Annotated in this window: 20 protein-coding genes; 17 read left to right on the top strand and 3 right to left on the bottom strand. The window is 69.7% G+C overall.

The genetic code is table 11. The annotated features are described in order from the left end of the window. The first annotated feature begins 125 nt into the window (after positions 1-125). The 6 genes from B378_RS0103160 to B378_RS0103185 all read left to right on the top strand — a co-directional run bounded on the left by B378_RS0103160 (position 126) and on the right by B378_RS0103185 (position 6707). The gene (locus B378_RS0103160; protein WP_017342373.1) at positions 126-707 is read left to right on the top strand and encodes a biotin transporter BioY; all 582 of its coding nucleotides are present in this window, start codon (positions 126-128) and stop codon (positions 705-707) included. Beyond that, on the top strand, positions 704-1495 hold the full coding sequence (locus tag B378_RS0103165; protein ID WP_017342374.1) for an energy-coupling factor ABC transporter ATP-binding protein: 792 nt from the start codon (positions 704-706) through the stop codon (positions 1493-1495). The genes B378_RS0103160 and B378_RS0103165 overlap by 4 nt, the downstream gene beginning before the upstream one ends. Continuing rightward, a complete protein-coding gene (locus tag B378_RS0103170) occupies positions 1492-2205 on the top strand; it encodes an energy-coupling factor transporter transmembrane protein EcfT (protein ID WP_017342375.1) in 714 nt (237 codons plus the stop codon). Before B378_RS0103165 ends, B378_RS0103170 begins: the two co-directional genes overlap by 4 nt. 78 nt (positions 2206-2283) lie before the next feature. Further along, the gene (locus B378_RS0103175) at positions 2284-3120 is read left to right on the top strand and encodes a phosphoenolpyruvate hydrolase family protein (RefSeq protein ID WP_017342376.1); all 837 of its coding nucleotides are present in this window, start codon (positions 2284-2286) and stop codon (positions 3118-3120) included. Beyond that, on the top strand, positions 3117-4340 hold the full coding sequence (locus B378_RS0103180; protein WP_017342377.1) for a Tm-1-like ATP-binding domain-containing protein: 1224 nt from the start codon (positions 3117-3119) through the stop codon (positions 4338-4340). The genes B378_RS0103175 and B378_RS0103180 overlap by 4 nt, the downstream gene beginning before the upstream one ends. Before the next feature lie 180 nt (positions 4341-4520). Continuing rightward, positions 4521-6707 (top strand): (Fe-S)-binding protein, encoded by a 2187-nt coding sequence (locus B378_RS0103185; RefSeq protein ID WP_017342378.1) that lies wholly within the window; start codon positions 4521-4523, stop codon positions 6705-6707. Between the two features lie 33 nt (positions 6708-6740). Here the strand turns inward: B378_RS0103185 and B378_RS0103190 are convergent, their stop codons facing one another. Beyond that, on the bottom strand, positions 6741-7037 hold the full coding sequence (locus B378_RS0103190; protein WP_017342379.1) for a hypothetical protein: 297 nt from the start codon (positions 7035-7037) through the stop codon (positions 6741-6743). Positions 7038-7248: 211 nt separating this feature from the next. Between B378_RS0103190 and B378_RS0103195 the strand changes: the two genes are divergently transcribed. The 6 genes from B378_RS0103195 (at position 7249) to B378_RS0103220 (ending at position 13845) form a co-directional block, all read left to right on the top strand. Beyond that, the gene (locus B378_RS0103195) at positions 7249-8253 is read left to right on the top strand and encodes a PstS family phosphate ABC transporter substrate-binding protein (protein ID WP_017342380.1); all 1005 of its coding nucleotides are present in this window, start codon (positions 7249-7251) and stop codon (positions 8251-8253) included. 56 nt (positions 8254-8309) lie between these two features. Continuing rightward, positions 8310-9284: a phosphate ABC transporter permease subunit PstC gene (gene pstC, locus B378_RS0103200; protein WP_017342381.1), complete on the top strand. Its 975-nt coding sequence runs from the start codon at positions 8310-8312 to the stop codon at positions 9282-9284. Continuing rightward, entirely contained in the window at positions 9284-11068 is a 1785-nt protein-coding gene (gene pstA, locus B378_RS0103205; RefSeq protein WP_017342382.1) for a phosphate ABC transporter permease PstA, read from the top strand. The genes pstC and pstA overlap by 1 nt, the downstream gene beginning before the upstream one ends. Position 11069: 1 nt before the next feature. Continuing rightward, complete coding sequence (gene pstB / locus B378_RS0103210) at positions 11070-11906, top strand: phosphate ABC transporter ATP-binding protein PstB (RefSeq protein WP_017342383.1); 837 nt, start codon at positions 11070-11072, stop codon at positions 11904-11906. After that, entirely contained in the window at positions 11907-12608 is a 702-nt protein-coding gene (gene phoU / locus B378_RS0103215) for a phosphate signaling complex protein PhoU (RefSeq protein ID WP_017342384.1), read from the top strand. It begins immediately after the preceding gene. A gap of 184 nt (positions 12609-12792) precedes the next feature. Continuing rightward, complete coding sequence (locus B378_RS0103220; protein WP_017342385.1) at positions 12793-13845, top strand: sodium:calcium antiporter; 1053 nt, start codon at positions 12793-12795, stop codon at positions 13843-13845. A 577-nt stretch (positions 13846-14422) separates the two neighbouring features. Here the strand turns inward: B378_RS0103220 and B378_RS0103225 are convergent. Next, positions 14423-15370 (bottom strand): VOC family protein, encoded by a 948-nt coding sequence (locus B378_RS0103225; protein WP_017342386.1) that lies wholly within the window; start codon positions 15368-15370, stop codon positions 14423-14425. Positions 15371-15503: 133 nt separating this feature from the next. On the opposite strand from B378_RS0103225, the gene B378_RS0103230 reads away from it, so the two are divergent. The 4 genes from B378_RS0103230 to B378_RS0103245 all read left to right on the top strand — a co-directional run bounded on the left by B378_RS0103230 (position 15504) and on the right by B378_RS0103245 (position 19088). Next, complete coding sequence (locus B378_RS0103230) at positions 15504-15923, top strand: cobalamin B12-binding domain-containing protein (RefSeq protein ID WP_004595202.1); 420 nt, start codon at positions 15504-15506, stop codon at positions 15921-15923. After that, on the top strand, positions 15924-17183 hold the full coding sequence (meaB, locus tag B378_RS0103235; protein ID WP_017342387.1) for a methylmalonyl Co-A mutase-associated GTPase MeaB: 1260 nt from the start codon (positions 15924-15926) through the stop codon (positions 17181-17183). A gap of 84 nt (positions 17184-17267) precedes the next feature. Next, on the top strand, positions 17268-18218 hold the full coding sequence (locus B378_RS0103240; protein WP_017342388.1) for an alpha/beta fold hydrolase: 951 nt from the start codon (positions 17268-17270) through the stop codon (positions 18216-18218). 105 nt (positions 18219-18323) lie between these two features. Then, positions 18324-19088, top strand: a complete 765-nt coding sequence (locus B378_RS0103245) for a response regulator (protein ID WP_017342389.1) — start codon at positions 18324-18326, stop codon at positions 19086-19088. A gap of 30 nt (positions 19089-19118) precedes the next feature. Here the strand turns inward: B378_RS0103245 and B378_RS0103250 are convergent, their stop codons facing one another. Next, entirely contained in the window at positions 19119-19637 is a 519-nt protein-coding gene (locus tag B378_RS0103250; protein ID WP_017342390.1) for a DUF4442 domain-containing protein, read from the bottom strand. A gap of 728 nt (positions 19638-20365) precedes the next feature. Between B378_RS0103250 and B378_RS0103255 the strand changes: the two genes are divergently transcribed. After that, the gene (locus B378_RS0103255) at positions 20366-21382 is read left to right on the top strand and encodes a TIGR00269 family protein (RefSeq protein ID WP_017342391.1); all 1017 of its coding nucleotides are present in this window, start codon (positions 20366-20368) and stop codon (positions 21380-21382) included. Positions 21383-21391 lie beyond the last annotated feature (9 nt).

Consider the following 21391-nt stretch of genomic DNA (forward strand, 5'->3'; position numbering starts at 1 on the left):
CGTTATTATCCGAGGATTATCTAGAGAGTCCACGGATGCTCGGGGCGGCCGCGTGTCGGCTCGGTCCCGGCTGCTCCGAACTCGTAAACCGCTACGTTGAAGTGAGTTTACGAGTCCGTTCGGGTATGGCAACGAACACGGAGTCCGTCGACCTCGTCGGCGACGAGGCGGCGACGAACCTCGCGCGCGCCGCGCTGTTCGCGGCGCTCGTCGGGGCGTTCGCGTACGTCACGTTCCCGAACCCGGTCTCGCCCGTGGACGTGACCCTTCAAGTGTTGGGCGTCTTCCTCGCGGGGATATTCCTCGGTCCGGTGTGGGGCGGCGCGTCGCTCGTCCTCTACCTCGCCGCGGGGGCGCTCGGCGCGCCCGTCTTCGGGGGCGGGTCGGCCGGGTTCGGCCAGCTCGTCGGTGACTCGGCCGGCTACCTCTGGTCGTACCCGGTCGCCGCGGCGGTCGTCGGCGCGGTCGTCCACCGCGGCGCGACGCTCCGCGACCTCGATTCCGTCGGTCTCTCGACGCTCGTCGGCGCGATGGTCCTCGGCACCATCGTCATCTACGGGTTCGGCGTGGCCGGTCTCATGCTGGTGCTGTCGCTCGGACCGGTCGAGGCGATCGCTGCCGGCGCCGCCGCGTTCCTCCCGGCCGAGGCCCTGAAGATCGCCGCCGCCGTCGGCGTCGTGAGGTCCGACGCGATCGCCGCGACGTGATCGAACTCGACGGCGTCACGTGCCGATACGGCCGTGGCGGCGAGGGGGAGGTAGACGACGAGGACGGCGACGAGGGAGTAGACGACGCCACCGTCGCCGTCGACGACGTCTCCCTCACGGTCCCCGACGGCGAGTTCCTCGTCGTCGCGGGCGCGAACGGGTCGGGCAAGACCACGCTCGTCCGGACGTTCAACGGCCTCGTCGAGCCGGACGCCGGGACCGTGGCCGTGAACGGGACCCCGGTCGACGAGGACCTCGTCGCCGCGCGCTCGGCGGTCGGCATGGTGTTCCAGGACCCTCGTGACCAGTTGGTCGCCGCCACCGTCGGCGCCGACGTCGCGTTCGGGCCGGAGAACCTCGGACTCGCGCACGACGAGATCGACCGACGGGTCGACGAGGCGCTCGCGGCCGTGAACATGGCGGGCCGGGAGCGCGAGCGCGTCGACTCCCTCTCCGGAGGCGAGCGCGAGCGCGTCGCGATCGCGGGCGCGCTCGCGATGGAACCGGACCACCTCGTGTTGGACGAGCCGTTCACCGGCCTCGACGAGCCCGCCCGGCGGTCAGTCGTGGAGCGGCTCCGGGCGCTTCACCGCGAGGGGACGAGCGTCGTCGTCGTCACCCACGACCTCCGCGACGTCGCCGCGCTCGCCGACCGGATCGTCGGGCTCGCGGACGGGCGGGTCGCGGTCGACGCGCCACCCGACGAGGCGGTTTCGGCGCTGCCCGGGCTGGACGTGCGCGTACCCGACGGCGCCCTCACCGAACCGTCCGCCGCGACCGACGGATGACGCTATCCTTCGTCCCCGGCGACTCGCTCGCCCACCGGCTCGACCCGCGGTCGAAGCTGCTCGTTCAGGTCGCGTTCGCCGCGGTCGCGTACGCGTACACCACCCCGCAGGGGCTCGCCCTCCTCACGCTCGTCGCGGTCGGCTGCCTCGTCGCCGCCGACGGGGGGCCGCGTGACCTGTGGAGCTACCGTGTCGCGTTTCCCGTCCTGCTCTTCGCCCCCCTCGTCGCGGGCGCGACGCTCGGCGCACCGTGGTTTCGGGTCGAGCGCGCCGCGACGACGGGACTCGCGAGCTACCGCGTCCTCCTGCTGCTCGTCGTCGCGGCCGCGTACGTGCGGTCGACCCCGGTCCGCGAGTCGCGCGCGGCGCTCCAGCGGACGATTCCCGGGCGGCCGGGCGTGTTCTTCGGGGTCGGCGTCGCGCTTGTCTTCCGGTTTCTCCCCCTGCTGAAGCGAGACCTGCTGACGGCGCGGGAGGCGGTCCGCGCCCGCGGCGGCGGCGCGCTGCCGGTCAGCGAGCGGATACGGCTCGTCACCGTCGCCGGGATCGACCGGGCGTTCGGACGCGCGGACCGGCTCGGAACCGCCCTGAACGCCCGGTGTTTCGCGTGGAACCCGACGCTCCCGCGGCTGGCGTTCGGGCGCGCGGACGCGGTCGCGCTGGGAGTCGGATTCGGCCTGTTCGCGGCCGCTCTCGCGGCCGTTCTCTGACCGCCCCGGCGACGCCCCCCCCTCGCCGAGAACATCCCGAACGTTCATTATGGTTCTGGGAGATGACGGACGCGTCACATGAAATTTGACCGATCGGAGACGCTCGACCGACTCGAATCAGTCGTCGCGGACGGCGACCCCGTGATCGGTGCCGGCGCGGGGACGGGGCTCTCGGCGAAGTTCGCCGAGCGGGGCGGCGTCGACCTGCTCATCATCTACAACTCCGGCCGTTACCGGATGAACGGGCGGGGGTCGCTGGCCGGGCTGCTCCCGTACGGCGACGCCAACGAGATCGTCGTCGAGATGGGCCACGAGGTGATCCCGGTCGTGGAGGACACGCCGGTGCTCGCGGGAGTCAACGGGACCGATCCGTTCCGGGACATGGGCGTGTTCATCGAGGACCTCAAGCGGCGGGGGTTCTCGGGCGTCCAGAACTTCCCGACCGTGGGGCTCATCGACGAGGAAAGCGACTTCCGACGGAATCTGGAGGAGACCGGGATGGGGTACGACCGCGAGGTCGAGATGATCCGCGAGGCCAGCGAGCGCGGGATGCTGACGTGCCCGTACGTCTTCACCGAGGAGCAGGCCCGCGCGATGACTCGCGCCGGCGCGGACGTCGTCGTCTCGCACATGGGACTGACCACCTCCGGCGACATCGGCGCCGAGACGGCGCTCGACCTGGAGGCAGCCGTCGATCGGGTTCAGGCCCACTGTGACGCCGCGAAGTCGGTCGACGAGGACGTGCTGGTGATCTGTCACGGCGGGCCGATCGCCTGGCCCGACGACGCCCGATACGTGCTCGAACACACCGAGGACGTCGTCGGCTTCTTCGGCGCCTCCAGCATCGAGCGGCTCCCCACCGAGACGGCCATCGAGGAGCAGGCCCGCGAGTTCAAGGAGATCGACCTCCGATGAGCGTCGTCGTCGTCGGCACCCTCGACACGAAAGGCGAGGAGATCGGATTCGCTCGCGACGTCCTCCGCGCCCAGGGCGTCGACGTCCACGTGGTCGACGTGGGAGTGATGGGCGAGCCGGAGTTCGAGCCGGACACGGGAGCCGACGCGGTCGCGGCGGCGGCCGACGCGTCCCTCGACGGCCTGCGCGACGCGGCCGACCGCGGCGAGGCCGTCGAGGTCATGGGCGAGGGCGCCGCCGCCGTGGTCTCGCGCATGTACGAGGCCGGCGAACTCGACGGCGCGTTGGGGCTCGGGGGGTCGGGCAACACCTCGATCGCGACGGCGGCGATGCGCGCGCTTCCGGTGGGCGTTCCGAAGCTGATGGTCTCGACGATGGCCTCCGGTGACACCGAGCCGTACGTCGGCGCGACGGACATCGCGATGCTGTACTCAGTCGCCGACATCGAGGGGCTCAATCAGCTCTCCCGACAGGTCATCGCCAACGCGGCGCTCGCGATGGTCGGGATGGTCACCAACGATCCCGCCGTCGAGGTCGAGGAGCGACCCACGATCGGGATCACGATGTTCGGCGTGACCACCCCATGCGTCCAGACGGCACGCGAGTACCTCGAATCGCGAGGGTACGAGACGATCGTCTTTCACGCGACCGGGACCGGCGGTCGGGCCATGGAGAACCTCGTCGAGGAGGGCGTCATCGATGGCGTGCTCGATGTCACCACGACGGAGTGGGCCGACGAGCTCGTCGGAGGCGTGCTCTCGGCCGGACCGGACCGCCTCGACGCGGCCGGGAAGGCGGGGATCCCGCAGGTCGTCTCGACCGGAGCGCTCGACATGGTGAACTTCGGCCCGCGGGACTCCGTTCCCGAGCGGTTCGACGAGCGGCTGTTCCACGTTCACAACCCGCAGGTGACGCTGATGCGGACCACCTCCGCGGAGTGCGCCGAGCTCGGGGAGATCGTCGCCGAGAAGCTGAACGCCGCGACCGGCCCCACCGCGCTCGCGCTCCCGCTCGACGGCGTCTCGATGCTCGACGTCGCGGGCGAGCGGTTCCACGACCCGGAGGCCGACGCGGCGCTGTTCGACGCGTTACGGCGCGGCGTCTCCGACGACGTCGAGGTGATCGAGGTGGACGCCGCCGTCAACGACGACGAGTTCGCCCGGACGATCGCCGCGAAGCTCGACGAGTACATGCGCGAGGCGGGGCTGGCGCCGGAGTGACACGCGGCGAGCGGAAGCCCGCCGCTTCGAAGATGGGGGGACGGCACGCGCGGCGCGGCACAGCCGGCGCGCAGGCGTGGAGAGGCGCCGTCTCGCGAGTCCCCCGACGCCGCGTGAACGCCGAGCGACGAGGTCCGCGTTGTGGCAAGTTTTAACCGGACCGTATCCGGCTGATCGATCATGACTCCCCTGCAGGCGGCCACCCGAGAGACCTTCTGGACGATCGGTCCGGTGGGGAAGGCGGCGTTCTACTGGCTCGCCGCCGTCGCGGTCCTCGTCTTCTGCTACGGCGTCTACGCCCGGTTCGCGGCGTACGCGCGCGGGAGCGCGGACCCGCAAGACAGACTGTCGAACCTCCCCGGACGGACCGTCGCGGCGACGAAGACCGTCCTCGCGAACGAGAACCAGTTCGACGGGGACCTGTACACCGGCGTGATGCACACGTTCGTGCTGTGGGGGTTCCTCGTCCTCCTCGTCGCGACGACGATCCTCGGGATCGACATCGACCTCTACCGCCCGCTCACGGGCGAGTCGTTCTGGGTCGGCGACTTCTATTTGGCCTACCAGTTCGCCGTCGACGCGTTCGGCCTGCTGTTCGTCGTCGGCGTCGGTATGGCGGGCTACCGCCGCTACAAGACCCGCGAGGGGCGGCTGTGGGGGAAACACACCTCCTTCGAAGACGACGCGTTCGTCTGGACACTCTTCTTGCTCGGCGTCGGCGGCTTCCTCGTCGAGGGCGTGAGCATGGTCGGGCAACCGCAGCGCGCGACCGAGACGGTGAGCTTCGTCGGGATGGCGCTCGCGACCGGGCTGGAGACCGCCGGGCTCACGGCCGCGGGCGCCGAGGCGATCTACGGCGTCCTCTGGTGGAGCCACTCGCTGCTCGCGTTCGCGTTCGTCGCGTGGATCCCGTACGCGAAGCCGTTCCACATGATCTCCTCGTTCGCGAACGTCGTCGCCCGCGACGAGAAGGCGGGCGCGCGGCTCCCGAACGTCCCCGCCGACCTCGATCACACCAACGCGGAGTCGCTCGACGACTTCACGTGGAAGGAGCTGCTGGACGGCGACGCCTGCACGAAGTGCGGCCGGTGTACCGACGCCTGTCCCGCCGACACGGTCGGTCGCAACCTCGACCCGCGGAACGTTATTCTCGATTTGAAGGCGTACCGCGAGTCGGTGAGCGACGATCCGGTGGCGGGGAGCGGGCGCGGGGACGGGCCGATGGCAACCGACGGCGGCGTCGCGAGCGCAGACGGGGGCACGGTCCCCATTGTCGCCGATGAGGGCGGCGTCATCGATGCCGAGTCGATGGAGTCGTGTATGTCCTGTATGGCGTGTATGGACGCCTGCCCGGTCGACATCGAACACCTCACCTCCTTCACGAAGATGAACCGCCAGCTCGTCGACGAGGGAGCGGTCGACTCGAACCTCCAAGATGTGTTCCAAGATGTCATGCAGAAGGGGAACAGCTTCGGCGAGTCGCAGTCGACGCGGGGCGACTGGGCCGACGACCTCGAGGAGGAGGTCGACGTCCCGGACGCCCGCGAGACGGAGGTGGAGTACCTCTGGTACGTCGGCGACTACCCGAGCTTCGACGATCGGAACAAGAAGGTCGCCCGCGCCCTCGCCCGCCTCTTCGACGAGGCGGACGTGTCGTTCGGAATCTTATTCGACGACGAGAAGACCGACGGCAACGACATCCGCCGGATCGGCGAGGAGTTCCTCTACCTCGAACTGGCGGGCCACCACGTCGAGACGTTCGCGGACTGCGAGTTCGAGAACATCGTCTGTACCGACCCGCACTCGTACAACACCATCAAAAACGAGTACCCCGAGGTCGACTTCGCCGAGTTCGCGGACGACCCGATGATGCCGTTCGACCGCGAGGAGCCGTGGAACCCGGACGGCGCGGTCGACGTGTTCCACTGGACGCAGGTGGTCGAGGAGCTCGTCGAAGCGGGCCGGCTCGACCTGTCGGGCGACGAGCTCGACTACACCGTCACCTACCACGACCCGTGTCACCTCGGGCGGTACAACGACGAGTACGAGGCGCCCCGCGAGCTGATCCGCGCGACCGGCGCCGACCTCCACGAGATGCCGCGCTCGCGCGACGACTCCTTCTGCTGTGGCGGTGGCGGCGGCGGCCTCTGGACCGAACACGAGGAGGAGGTGAAGCCGAGCGAAGAGCGCCTCCGCGAGGCGGTCGAGGACACCGACGCGGGCGCCGCGATCGAGAAGTTCGTCGTCGCCTGCCCGATGTGTACGACGATGTTCGAGGACGGCCGGAAGACGGGGAACTTCGAGGACGATGTCGAGATCGTCGACGTCGCGGAGCTGCTGATCGAGGCGGTGGAGGCCGGATCGTAGCGGTCGGGAGTTCTTTTTCGGCGGTCGTCGACGCTACGCGTGCCGTGACCGCGCGTCCGTCGCGTCGTCGGTGCGGCGCAACAGCGCCCGTCCGGGGGCGCGGTCGCGCACCGGCGCGTCGCCGAGGTAGTCGACGAGCGCGTCCCGGAGCAGCGCGATGTCCTCGTCGTCGAGCGCCGCGCCCCGCTCTATCGACTCGATCGGACGGCGGTACGCAACGTCCTCGTCGGTCGCGCGCTGCGCGGCGTCGAGCAGCGCGGCGTGAGCCACCCACGCCTCCTCCCGGGAGGTGGTCGGCGCCGGCGGCCCGTCGGTGGTGGGAGGGGTCATTCGTCCGGGTTCTCCCGGTACGGGGACTTAAAACCACGTCTCGGTTCGGGGTCGCGCGAGCCCGCGGAGTCGCCGTCGCCCTGACCGCGGTTCGGTCGTACCCACGCGTCTATATAGAGTATATATCGAAACATAGCCGTACCGGGCAGTACGCGCTCCCCTGTACTCATCATAGCATACTACTTAACCGAAACTCGCCCATCCACGGGTGATGGCTTCCAGCCACGACGCGGACACAGCGGGAATCACGCGGCGGAAATCGCTCGCGGCGATCGCGGGTGCCGGGGCGCTCGGGCTCGCGGGCTGTACGCAGAGTACGGGCGACGGCGGCGGTTCCGACGGGGGCGACGGCGAGCTCTCGGGCACGATCAACATCGCGGGTTCGAGCACAGTGTTCCCGCTGATGAGCGCGGTCATGGAGGACTTCGCCGAGATGCACCCCGAGATCGACCCCAGCGTGAGCTCGACCGGCTCCGGTGGTGGCTTCTCGAACTACTTCTGTGTCGGCGAGACGGACTTCAACAACGCGAGCCGGCCGATCCAGCCGGCCGAAGAGGACCTGTGCGGGGAGAACGGCGTCGAGTACATCGAGCTGGTCGCCGCGACCGACGCGGTCACGGTCGTCGTCAACCCCGAGGCTGACTGGATCGACCACCTCACCATCGACGAGCTCGCGCAGATCTGGCGGTCCGACGCGGCGCAGACCTGGGACGAGGTCCGCGACGAGTTCCCGAACGAGGAGATCCGCCGGTTCGGTCCGGCCGACACCTCCGGGACGTACGACTACTTCATCGAGAACGTCACGGGCGACGCGGGCCACACGGACGACTACTCGGCGACCGAGAAGGACAACGCGATCGCCGAGGGCGTCTCCGGCAGCGAGTTCGCGGTCGGCTACTTCGGCTTCGCGTACTACTTCCAGAACCCCGACCAGCTGAAGGCGCTCGGGATCGACGACGGGGACGGTCCGGTCGAGCCGAGCCTCGAAACCGCCGCCAGCGGCGAGTACAGCCCGCTCTCGCGGTCGCTGTACACGTACCCCTCGATCGAGTCGCTCGGCGAGGAGCACATCGCGGAGTTCGCCCGCTACTTCGTCGAACAGACCACCAACGAGGACCTCGTCGCCGGCGACGTCGGGTACGTGCCCGCCACCGAGGAGACCCAAGAGGCGCAGCTGGAGAAGCTCGAAGACGCGATCGAGCAGGCACAGGGGTAACCGGTCGAAATGAACCGGTGTATTGATTTACGACAGCGTTCGATACCCCACCGTTCGTGACTGACAGCACAGAGAGTCCCGATCTGACTCGGCAGGGCGGGCTCACACGACTGAAAGAGGGAACTTACGGCGGGCTGTTCGCGGCCTGCGCGGCGGTCACCTTGCTCACGACGGTCGCGATCTTCGTGACGCTGCTGTCCGACGCGGTGGTGTTCTTCCAAGAGATCGCCGTCACGGAGTTCCTCACGGGGACGAACTGGAGCCCGAACCCGGCCGGCGGCGGACAGGCGTTCGGTATCATTCCCCTGTTCATCGGGACGGTCGTCGTGACGGTCACGGCGGCGTTCGTCGCGCTGCCGACCGGGACGCTCACCGCCATCTACCTCAGCGAATACGCCTCGCCGAACGCGCGATCGATACTGAAGCCGCTCCTCGAGATCCTCGCCGGGATCCCGACGGTGGTGTACGGCTACTTCGCGTTGGTGTACGTCACGCCCGTCCTGGAGGCGACGCTGCTTCCGGGAATCAGCACCTTCAACGCGCTGTCGGCGTCGATCATGGTCGGCATCATGACGATCCCGATGGTGTCGTCGATCTCCGAGGACGCCATGAGCGCCGTGCCCGACGAACTCCGTCAGGCCGGGTACGGGCTCGGCGCGACCAAGTTCGAGGTGTCGACCGGGATCGTCGTCCCGGCGTCGATCTCCGGGATCGCCTCCTCGTACATCCTCGCGGTCTCCCGGGCCATCGGCGAGACGATGATCGTCGTCGTCGCGATGGGCGCGCAGGCCCGGATGCCGACGGTCAAGGAGGCCGCGTTCGGAGTCCCGTACATCAACCCCGCCGACGTGCTCTTGGACTCCGGGATGACGATCACCGTCGCGATGGTCCAGATCGCCGGCGGCGACCTCACCGGCGGAACGGTCCCGTACGACGCGATGTTCGCGCTCGGCCTCGCGCTGTTCGTGGTGACTCTCGTAATGAACGTGCTCAGTGACTTTATCGCGGAACGCTACCGGGAGGAGTACTGATGGCGACGGACAGCGCCACCCCGACCGAAAGCGAGGACGCGACCGCGTTCGGCACGGTCAGTCGGACGCGCGGGACGATCTTCGAGTACCTCTCCCTGTCCGCCAGCGTCGCCGGGCTGGTCGCGCTCGGCGTCCTCCTGGTGTACGTCGCGATCGACGCCTTCGACCTGGCGAACGCCAGCCCCGAGTGGCTGTTGACCTACTTCGTGACGCTCGTGCTGCCGTTCCTCGCCTTCTGCCTGTACAGCGCGGGCGACCCGGCCGTGACCCGGCGCGTCCTCGGCGTCCTCGGCGGCGGGCTCGTCGCCGTCGCCGTCGGCTTCACCGCGATCGAGGCGTTCGTCGTGGAGATCCCGCGGCTCAGCTGGCAGCTCACGTACCTCTTCGTCGTCGTCGGGCCCGCCGCGGCGTACCTCGCGTACGTCGGGAGCAAGGGGCGCGTCGGCGCGGTCGGCTTCGGGCTGCTCGGCCGGCTGATCGGCGGCGTGGCGGTCGGCCTCGCGGTCGGCACCCTCTTTTTGGTGTTCGACGAACTGGTCTGGTTCCTCGCGTACACGCTCGGCGTCCTCCCGGCCGCTGGCCTGTACGCGTACGGGCGCCTGCGCGACGCGGACCGGGCGGTCACCGCCGCCGTTCCGGTCGGTCTCGTCGGGACCGTCGTCGCGGCGGTCCTCCGAGAGGTGGTCGCGACGTACCCGTCGGACACCGTCATCTACCTCTGGACGATCGCGGTCCCGCTCGCCGTCGTCGGGGCCCTCCTCGTCGGCGCCCGCGGGAGCCGGACCGCCGCCGTCGCGGCCGGCGGCGTGCCGCTCGCGCTCGCGACCGCCGGCGGCTTCTTCGGCGGGAGCGTCGGACTGCCCGGTCCCACGACGCTGATCGTGATCGCGCTGACCGGCGTGCCGACGACCGTGTACGTCCACCGCGTCGTCGCGGACCGGGAGGGGACGATCGGCCTCGGACTACCGTTCCTGCTCGGTGTCGGCGTGATCGCCGGCGCGCTGCTCGTCGAGGCGTGGGGCGTGCCGGCGCCGGACCCGTGGCTCGACCCCAACTACGTCACGGAGGCGCCCTCGCGGACGCCTGAGGAGGCGGGACTGTACCCGGCCATCGTCGGCTCCGTGATCATCATCGCGCTGGTGGCGGTGCTGTCGTTCGTCCTCGGCGTCGGGACATCAGTCTTCTTGGAGGAGTACACCTCGGAAACCGGGGTCGTCGGGAAGCTGACGCGGCTGCTCCAGATCAACATCGCGAACCTGGCCGCCATCCCGTCGGTGGTGTACGGGCTGCTCGGGCTGGGGCTGTTCGCGAACCTGCTCGGGCTCGGCTTCGGGACGGCGGTGACGGCCGCGCTGACGCTGTCGCTCCTCATCCTCCCGATCACGATCATCTCCGCACAGGAGGCGATCCGGTCCGTGCCGGACGACCTCCGGCGCGGGTCGGACGCGATGGGGGCGACGCGCTGGCAGACGACGAAGAACGTCGTGCTGCCCGAGGCGTTCCCCGGTATCCTCACCGGGACGATCCTCGCGCTCGGCCGTGCGATCGGCGAGACCGCCCCGCTCATCATGATCGGAGCGGCGACGACGGTGTTCAGCGCGCCGAGCAGCCTCTTCAGTCGGCTCAGCGCGATGCCGATGCAGATCTACGCGTGGTCGAACTTCCCGCAGGCCGACTTCCGGTACGGCGTCGTCGCCGCGGGCGTCATCACGCTGCTCATCGTGCTCATCGGAATGAACGGGACGGCGATACTGCTGCGGAACCGCGCGGAAGGGGGGACCTGACATGAGTAACACGACATCAGACGACTCGCTCATCACGACGGAGGTACAGGCGGATTCGAACGACGACCGGGCGCCGCTCGGCGAGACCGGCACCGCGGTGGCGGCCCGGAACCTCGACGTCTACTACGGCGACGAGCAAGCCATCGACGACGTGACGATGGAGATCCCCGAGAAGCGCGTCACCGCGCTCATCGGTCCCTCGGGCTGCGGGAAGTCGACGTTCCTCCGGTGTATTAACCGGATGAACGACATGATCGAGATCTGCCGCGTCGAGGGCGACGTGGAGTTCGGCGGCAAGAACGTCTACGAGGACGACGTCGACCCGGTCGCCTTACGCCGGAAGATCGGGATGGTGTTCCAGAAGCCGAACCCGTTCCCGAAGTCGATCCGCGACAACGTCGCCTACGGCCTGAAGATCCAGGGGTACGAGGGCGACGTCGACGAGCGCGTCGAGGAGTCGCTGAAGGCCGCCGCGCTGTGGGACGAGGTGAAAGACCAGCTCGACTCCTCGGGGCTCGAACTCTCCGGCGGCCAGCAACAGCGGCTCTGTATCGCCCGCGCCATCGCGCCCGACCCGGAGGTCGTCCTGATGGACGAGCCCACCTCGGCGCTCGACCCCGTCGCGGCCTCGAAGATCGAGGACCTCATCGACGACCTCGCGGAGGAGTACACCGTCATCATCGTCACGCACAACATGCAGCAGGCGGCCCGCATCTCCGACCGGACCGCGGTGTTCCTCACCGGCGGCGAGCTCGTCGAGTACGACGACACCGCCAAGATCTTCGAGGACCCCGAAGAACAGCGCGTCGAGGACTACATCACGGGGAAGTTCGGATAGATGCCCCGCGAGAACTATCAGGAGCGGCTCGACGAGCTCCGCGAGGACGTGGTCGCGATGGGCGAGACCGTCTGCGACCGGCTCGACGACGCGATCGAGGCCGCGGTGACCGGCGACGACGAGCTCGCACAGTCGGTGATCGAGACCGACCACGAGGTCAACGAGACGTACCTCGCCCTCGAGGACGAGTGTACCGAGCTGTTGGCGCTCCAGCAGCCGGTGGCCGGCGACCTCCGGCTCGTCACCGCCTCCTTCAAGATCATCACCGACCTCGAACGCGTCGCGGACCTCGCGACGAACGTCGCGGCGTACGGCGGTCCCGAGGGCGGCGTCCACGACGCCGTCGACGTGCGCGACCTCGGGGACGGCGCCCGGGAGATGGTCGTCGACGCCGTCGACGCCTACGCGGCGCGCGACCCGGACGCCTGCCGCGAGATCGCCGCCAGCGACGACGCGTTCGACGAGCGCTGTCGCGAGGCGAGCGAGGCGGTCGTCCGCGAGCTCTTAAAGGCCGACCGCGCCCGCGACGCGGCGCGCGACGGCCCGGCGCCGACGGACGGCGAGGCGCTCGAAGCCTCCCTCGACGAGGTGTCGCAGGCGCTGCTCGCGGTGCGCGACCTCGAACGGGTCGCCGACCACGCGGTCAACATCGCGGCGCGGACGCTGTACATGGTCGAGAACGACGACGAGCTGATCTACTGAGCGCGGCTCGCGGCTCGGCCTGCCGCGGGCGGACCGGCTTCCGTCTCGGCCTGCCGCGGGCGGACCGGCTTCCGTCTCGGCCTGCCGCGGGCGACCGGCTTCCGTCTCGGCCTGCCGCGGGCGGACCGGCTTCCGTCTCGGCGTCTCCGGAACTCCTAATCGACTCCGGGCCTACTGACCGAACGTGACCGTACTGCAGGAGCTCATCGGAGACCAGTCGCTCGCCGTTTGGATCGCCTTGGGCGCGATCGGGTTCCTGCTGACCTGGAAGGGCGCGAACGTCATCGAGTCGACGACCTCGAAGATCAGCGACCACTTCGGGGTCTCGCAGGCGATTCAGGGCGGACTCATCGTCGCGGCCGCGACGTCGTTCCCCGAACTCGCGATTATCCTCATCTCGGTGCTCGTGCTCGGCGACTTCGGCGTCGGCGCGGGGGCGCTCATCGGGACGGCGGTGTTCAACATACTCGTCATCCCGGCGGCCGTCTCCATCACGAGCGGCGACACGACGACGACGCAGGGGATCGTCTACCGCGACGCCATCTTCTACATGGTCGCCGTCCTCGCCCTCTTCGGCGTGATCGCCTTGGGCGTCCTCGGGACCGACGGGCGGGAGATCGCGCGGATCACCCCGCAGATGGGCGTCGGCCTGCTGGTGTTGTACGGCGTGTACGTCATTCTCCTTGCCGGCGGGAAAAGCGGCGCTTCGGACCTCAAACGGGCCGAATCGACGAACGTCCCCAAACAGGCCGGACTGTTCGCGATCGGGCTGGTCGTCGTGCTCGTCGGCGTCGAGTCGATGGTCACCATGACGGTGCAGCTCTCGGACGCGCTCGACGCGCCGTCGTTCCTCATCTCCGTGACGGTGTTGTCGGCGCTGAGCTCCTTCCCCGACCTGCTCGTCGGCGTGAAGATGGGCAAGGCCGGCGACAAGCGCGCCGCGGTCGCCAACGTCTTCGGAACGAACACGTTCAACCTCGTCGCCGCGCTGCCGATCGGCGTCATCCTCGCCGGCGGCGTCTCGATCGGCTTCCTCACCTCCGTGCCGCTCCTGTTGTTCCTGTTTTACACGACCCTCGTCGTGGTGGTGATGGCCGCGACGGACTTCGAGATCACCACCGAGGAGGGGTACGTCTTCCTCGCGATGTACGCGGCGTTCATCGGCTGGATGACCGCCGAGGCGTTCGGGATCACCACGTTCCTGACCGAGTCGACGCTCCGGACGATCGTCGGGTGACGACTACCACAGCGGTCGATCGGTTCGGGACATCAGACAGCGCTCGAGTACGCACTTATAAATGGTTGAACCTCGGGCAACGGCGGCTACCTCCGAACGCTCGGGTTCTCTATTATAAGTGATTGACCGCAGATCGACCGTGGAGACCTCCAAAGCCCAGCCGCTCGTTTATAAATGGTTGCTTACGGATCGACGGCGAACACCGCCAAAGTTCCAGCCGTATACTTATAAATCGACACTGGCAGATCGACGACGAACACCTCCAAAGCCCCAGCCGCGAGGACTCGCGCGGCTTGCTGCGCGCCTCGCTCAGTCGCTCGCGTTGCTCACTCCTTCGCTGCGGTGCTTGCTACGCCGTGCTTCGCCCTCGCGGCAGCGTGGCGCGACGCGCCACGGGCAACCGGCGGCTTCGCCGCCGGTGACTGCCCCTTTGAGTTCCACCCCGCACAGCACCGCACCTCACGCCTCCCCAGCCTCGTCAGTCGCCTCCGCTTCGCTCCGGCGACTGACTCCCTCGCACGCGCTGTCTCGCGGCCGCCTTCAGCGGCCGCTCGCAGGCGCGCGCCACCGCATTCCTTTATAAAGACTGAGTTTCCGCTGCCCGAACCTGGACCTCGATCCCGTCGGCGTCGGTGACGGCGAACCCGTCCGCTCGCTCCGCGACAGCGAACTCGACCTCGTTCTCGCCCGCGACCGCGTTGAGTCGCGACCGGGCCGCCTCCAGCGCGGCCGCGTCGGGAACGACGACCTCGAACCACGCGACCCCGCGCCCCGCGGCGGGGGTCGTCCGCCCCCGCCACGTGTTCGCGCCGAGGTGGTGGTGGTAGCCGCCGGCCGCGACGAACCGCACGTCCGGGCCGCTCATCCCGACCTCGAAGCCGAGCCCGTCGACGTACACCGTCTCGAACGCCGACAGCGAGGTCACTTCGAGGTGTATGTGCCCCACGTCGGTGCCGGCGGGGGCGCGGTCGACGACTGCGGCGGAGTCAGCGCCGCCTTCCTCGCCCTCGCCGGCCGCCGCCGCGGCGACCCCCTCGACGTCGAGCGGGTCGGTCGCCATCCGGGGCGTTCCGTCCGGGTCCGTCGGCCACTCTCCGCGGGGGCGGTCGCGGTATATCTCCACGCCGTTCCCCTCCGGGTCGTCGAGGTACAGCGCCTCGCTGACGAGGTGATCGGAGGCGCCGTCGAGCCGCCACCGCTCCCGGACGCGTCCCAACGCCTCGCCGAGCGCGGCCCGCGAGGGGACCCGGAACGCGGTGTGAAAGAGCCCGGCGTCGGTCCGGCTCCGGGCGGGGCGGTCGGCGTCGCGCTCCAAGACGAGGAGGGGCGTCCCGTCGACCCCGAGCGTCGCGCGCTCGGGGTCGCGGTCGAGGACGACGAGGCCGACCACGTCCCGGTAGAACGCGGTCGTCTCGTCGAGGTCTGCGACCCGGAGCGCGGCGCGGCCGATGCGCGTTCCGGGCGGAAGGCGGTCGTCGCGGTCGCTCGCGGCGGCGTCGCCGTCGCCGTCGTCGGTGGCGGTCATCGGGCGGACTACGGTCGCTCGCGCGTTCAACGCGTCGGTCGCGGAAGCCGAACTGAGCGACCGCCCCGGCCGACCGCCCGAACCTTCCCCATCTTCCGTTAGAATCAAACCCGCACGCGACACAGAAGGGTGTATGAGCGCCGAACAGCAGGAGCGGGCCGTCCGGTGTCTGGTCGCGAAGGTCGGGCTCGACGGCCACGACCGGGGGGCACACGTGATCGCGCGGGCGTTCCGCGACGCCGGCTTCGAGGTCGTCTACTCCGGCCTCCACCGGGCGCCGGAGGACATCGTCCAGGCGGCCGTGCAAGAGGACGTCGACGTGCTCGGCATCTCGATCCTCTCGGGCGCGCACAACACGCTCGTCCCGAAGGTGATCGAGGGGCTGAAGGAGTACGACGCGTTCGACGACACCCTCGTCCTCGTCGGCGGGATCATCCCGGACGAGGACGAGGACGAGCTGAAGGAGCTAGGCGTCGCCGAGGTGTTCGGCCCCGGGACGCCGATGGAGGAGACGATCGAGTTCATCCGGAACAACGTCCCGGAGCGCGCGTAGATGGACGGGCCGGACGCACCCGCGTTCGCGGACGCGCCGTCGCTCACCGACGACGACGCCGCGCTCGTCGAGGACCTCCTCTCCGGGAGCCACCGCGCGCTCGCCCGCGTCATCACCAAGATCGAGAACCGGACGCCGGGGTACCGCGCGATCGTCTCCGCGCTCCACGAGCACACCGGCGGCGCGGACGTGATCGGGATCACGGGCTCGCCGGGCGCCGGGAAGTCGACGCTCGTCGACAAGCTGGCCGCCGCCTACCGCGACCGCGGCGACACCGTCGGCGTGATCGCGGTCGACCCCTCCTCGCCGTACACCGGCGGCGCCGTCCTCGGCGACCGGATCCGGATGGGGTCGAACGTGGGCGACATGGACGTGTTCTTCCGGTCGATGAGCGCGCGCGGCCAGCTGGGCGGCCTCTCGACGGCGACCGCGGACGCGGTGAAGGCGCTCGACGCCTTCGGGAAGGACGTCGTGGTCTTAGAGACCGTCGGCGCCGGACAGAACGAGGTCGACGTGGTCCGTACCGCGGACACGGTCGCGGTCCTCGTCCAGCCCGGCTCCGGCGACGACGTGCAGACGCTGAAGGCCGGAATATTAGAGATTGGCGACGTCTTCGTCGTCAACAAGGCGGACATGGACGGCGCACAGCGCACCGTCGCGGAGCTAGAGGAGATGGTCCACCGCCGCGAGGGCGGGACGACCGGTCGCGGCGCCGGCCACCACGGCGCGGCCTCGATGGCCTCGACCGGCGCGGGCGGCTCCGCGGCGGGGCACGGCGACGGCCACCACGATGGCGGCAACCACGGCGACGGCCACCACGATGGCGGCAACCACGGCGGCGATCACGCGGGCGGTTCCGGACACGGCGATGCCGACGCGCACGCGGGCGATGCCGACGCGCACGGAGCGGACGCCGACGACTCGTGGACGCCGGACGTGTTAGAGACCGTCGCGAACAGCGGCGAGGGGGTCGAGGCGCTGATCGAGGCGTTCGACGCGCATGCGGCGTACCTCCGGGAGTCCGGCGAGATCGAGACGACCGAGCGGCGCCGGTACGCCGCGGAGATCCGCACGCTCGTGCGCGCGGACGTGGGTTCGCTCGCAACCGCCGAGATCGAGCGGCACGGCGGGATCGATCGCCTCGCGGAGCGGGTCCGGGACCGAGAGACGGACCCGTACGCGGTCGCGGAGGCGATCGTCGGCCCGATAGCCGACTGCGTCGACGAGGAGCGCGCCGCCGACGACGAGCGCGACGACTGACGCCCGGGCCTGTTCGCGGTCGCGCGGACCGCGGCCGCGACCGCGTCCCACGGGTATAAGTCGCCAGCGAACCAACAGGTTTCTATGAAGCTCAGGAACCTCCTCGGCAGTGCCGCGCTCGGCGTCGGCGCGCTCGCCGCGATCAACACCGGCCTCCGGTACGAGGGCGAGTTGGAGTCCCCGCTCGACGGCGACGACCGCACCTTCCGCTGGCGCGGGATGGACGTCGCCTACACCGAGGCGGGCGACCCGGACGACCCCGACCTCCTCCTGCTCCACGGGATCAACGCCGCCGGCTCCTCCGGGGAGTGGCGCGCGGTGTTCGACGACCTAGCTGCCGACTACCACGTCGTCGCGCCCGACTTCCCGGGGTACGGCCGCTCGGACCGGCCGCCGCTCCGCTACTCCGCCGCGCTGTACGAGGACTTCGTCCACGACTTCCTCGCCGAGTTCGACGAGCCGGCCGTCGTCGCCTCCTCGCTGTCGGCCGCGTACGCGCTCGCGGCGACCGACGGCGGCGAGGAGGGCGGCGTCGAACTGAGCGGGTTCGTCGCGGTCTGCCCGACGGCGACCGCGGGCCCGAGTCCGGCGAAGGGGTGGCTGCGGGAGCTGTTCCGCGCGCCGCTCGTCGGGCAGGCGCTGTTCAACGTCATCACTGCGAAGCCGTCGATCCGGTACTTTAACGCCGACCACGGCTACGACGACCCCGCGAACCAGAGCGCGGAGTGGACCGACTACGAGTGGCGCACGACCCACGTCGAGAACGCGCGCTTCGCGCCCGCCTCGTTCGTCTCGGGGACGCTCAACAGCGATATCGACCTCGCCGCCGCGCTCGGCGACCTCGACGTGCCCCCGACGATCGTCTGGGGCCGCGAGGCGACCGTGAGCCCGCTCACGGACGGCCGCGAGCTCGCGGACGCAGCGGACGCGCGCCTCGTCGTCTTCGACCGCGCGCGGCTGCTCCCCCACGTCGAACACCCCGAGCGGTTCGTCGAGACGGTCGAGGAGGCGCTCGTCGCGGCCGCGGCGGCGTAGCTCGGCTGGCCCGTCGCCCGACGCTCTTCGATCGCCGTCGCCCCCGGTTCTCAGCGCTGAGCATCGGGCGAACACGAATAAGTACGCCGTCCGCCGAAGACGCGTATGACGAACGAGACGTTTCGCGTGCTGTGCGTCGACGACGAGCCCGGACTCGCGCGGCTCGTCGCGACCCACCTCGAACGCGACGCCGACCTCGACTGCGAGACCGCGGTCGAGACCCGCCCCGACGACGCGCTCCGCCGGATCGAGCGCGAGTCGTTCGACTGCGTCGTCAGCGACTACGACATGCCCCGCCTGACCGGCGTGGAACTGCTCTCGGCCGCCCGCGAGGTCGACCCGGACCTCCCGTTCCTCCTGTTTTCCGCGACCGGCCCGGCCGACATCGCGGCCGAGATGGTCCGCGCCGGCGTCAGCGACTACGTCTCGAAACGGGGCGGCGCGGACGGCTACACGGCGCTGTTGCGGCGCGTCAAGCGGACCGCAGCCGGCGAGAACGGGGGTTTTGCGGCTCGGGACGCCGACGACCTGACCGAGGCGGACGTGGCGCTCGACGGGGTCTGTACCGTGGCGCCCGACGGGACCTTCGAGTTCGTCGGCGAGGAGTACGGCGCGTTGTACGGCTACGCCCCCGAGGAGTTAGAGGGAGAGCCGTGGCAGCGGCTCCATCCCGAGACCGAGGTCGAACACATCGAGACGAACGTCATCCCGGCCGTGACCGACGGTGAGCGGTGGACGGGGGCGAGCACGGGGCTCCGGGCGGACGGCAGCCGGTTCGCCGAGTCGAAGATGGTGAGCGCGACGGCGGACGACCGGCTGGTCATCTCGGTGTCGCCGCTCGACGCGGTACGGCCGGTCGCCGACGACTGAACGGGTACGAACCGTAGGACCCCGCCCGCCTCACCCGTCGCGGCGCACGTACAGCGTCTTCTCGCAGGCCGCGTGGACTTCCCCCTCGTCGTCGACCAGCGAGACGAGGTACTCGCGGTCGGTCGATTCTCCCGGCTCGAGCGTCTCGCGGATCGCCTCGGTCTCGGCGGTCGGCACCTCGAACTCGGCGTACAGCGTGTCGCGGCCGGGTTCGATGAACTCCAGCGCGGCCGACTTGTCCCACACCGTGAACGTGTCGCCGAGGACCCGCCGCAGCATCATCATGTACACCGGGTCGATCGCGGCGTAGATGCTGCCGCCGAAGATCGTCCCGACCGCGTTGCGGGTGCGCCAGTTCAGCGGCAGTCGAATTCGAATGTAGCGCCAGTCGGCCGCGATGTGGTCGACGCGCGCGCCCGTGCCCCGGTACGCGGGGAGGAGGTTGAACCCGAGTCGCCAGAGCCGCGTCCGGCGGCTCTCCGCCGGCGGGTCCTCGCGCAGGGGTCGCGGGTCGGGGTCGCGGTCGACCCCGGTCGGGGAATCGCTCACGGCGATCCGGGACGCCCCGGTGACAAACCGGTGTCGGAACCGGCGACAACCGGCCGGGGGTTGTCGACGTCGGACACGTACTCCCACAACCCACGATGGCGCGTGCCTCCGAATGGCCGCCGAAGGCGGCCGCGAGGAGCACGCGCGAGGGAGTCGGTCGCCCGGAGCGGAGCGACGGGCGACCGACGAGGTTGGGGAGGCGTGAGGTGCGGTTGCGGTGCGGGGCGGGACTCAAAGGGGCAGCCGGGAGGGCGAAGCACGGCGACGTAAGCACTGGAAGGAGCAAGCAACGCGAGCGACTGAAGCGCGCAACGAGGCGCGCGAGTCCTCGCGGCTGGGGCTTCGGCGGTGTTCGCTGCCGATCTGCCAGTAATCATTTATAAATGAGCGGCTGGGACTTTGGAAGTGTTCGCTGCCGATCTGCCAGTAATCATTTATAAATGAGCGGCTGGGGCTTCAGAGGTGTCTGCTGCCGATCTGCCAGTAATCATTTATAAATGAGCGGCTGGGACTTTGGAAGCGTTTTCAGCCGATCTGCCGGAAGGCATTTATAAGCGATCGGCTGAGGCTTCGACCGCGTTTGCTGTCGCTCCGCCGGCGACTGTTTATTTATAAATGGCCGTCGCCTCGGGAGCGTTCGAATCGACGTCACTTCCGGCCACCTCCGATACTCCCCTCACGTAGCCGGCCCGAAACGGGTATCCCCGCGCGACCGCAACCCGACACCGATGGAGTGCGACAAGTGCGGGAGCGACGCGATCCACCACGCCGCCTACTCTGGGGCGCACCTCTGCGGCCACCACCTCCGGGAGTCGGTCGAGAAGCGCGTGAAGCGTCGGGTCCGCGAGGACGGCCTCCTCGATCCGGACGCGACCCCCGACGACCCTGACCGCTGGGTGATCGGGCTCTCCGGCGGGAAAGACAGCGTCGCCCTGACGCGGATCTTAGACGACGTGTTCGGGAAGGACCCCCGCGTCGAGATGCTCGCTCTCACGATCCACGAGGGGATCGAGGGGTACCGCGACGCCAGCGTCGACGCCTGCGTCGAGCTCGCCGACGAGCTCTCGCTGCGCCACGAGCTGGTCTCCTACGAGGAGGAGTTCGACGTGCGCATGGACGACGTCGTCGAGAGCGACCCCGAGAACATGGCGGCCTGCGCGTACTGCGGCGTGTTCCGCCGCGACCTCCTCGAGAACTACGCCGCCGAGTTCGACGCCGACAAGCTGCTCACCGGCCACAACCTCGACGACGAGGCGCAGACCGCGATGATGAACTTCCTCGAAGGCGACGTGCGGCAGGTCGCGAAACACTTCGACGCCTCGCTCGGCCCGTTCGACGAGCGCGAAGCCACCGACGCGTTCGTCCCGCGCGCCAAGCCGCTCCGCGACGTGCCCGAAAAGGAGATCGCCCTGTACTGTCACGTCCGCGACCTCCCGACCCACATGGCCGAGTGCCCCCACGCCGAGGAGGCGTACCGCGGCGAGATCCAGTCGACGATCCACGAGCTGGAGGAGAACCACCCCGGCGCCCGCCACTCGATCATGGCCGGCTACGAGGAGCTGTCCGCGCTCGCGGCCGAGGCGTACCGCGGGGGCGACGGGGAGGGTGCCGGCGGCGATGAGGGGGACACCGGCGGCGAGGGCGACGACTCCGGCCTCCGCGAGTGCGAGCGCTGCGGCTCGCAGACGAGCCGCGACGTCTGCCGGAAGTGCCGGCTGCTGGAGTCGATCGAGGCGGCGACGTGACCGGGGCGC

The organism is Halorubrum sp. T3, from assembly GCF_000296615.1.
GTDB lineage: Archaea > Halobacteriota > Halobacteria > Halobacteriales > Haloferacaceae > Halorubrum > Halorubrum ruber.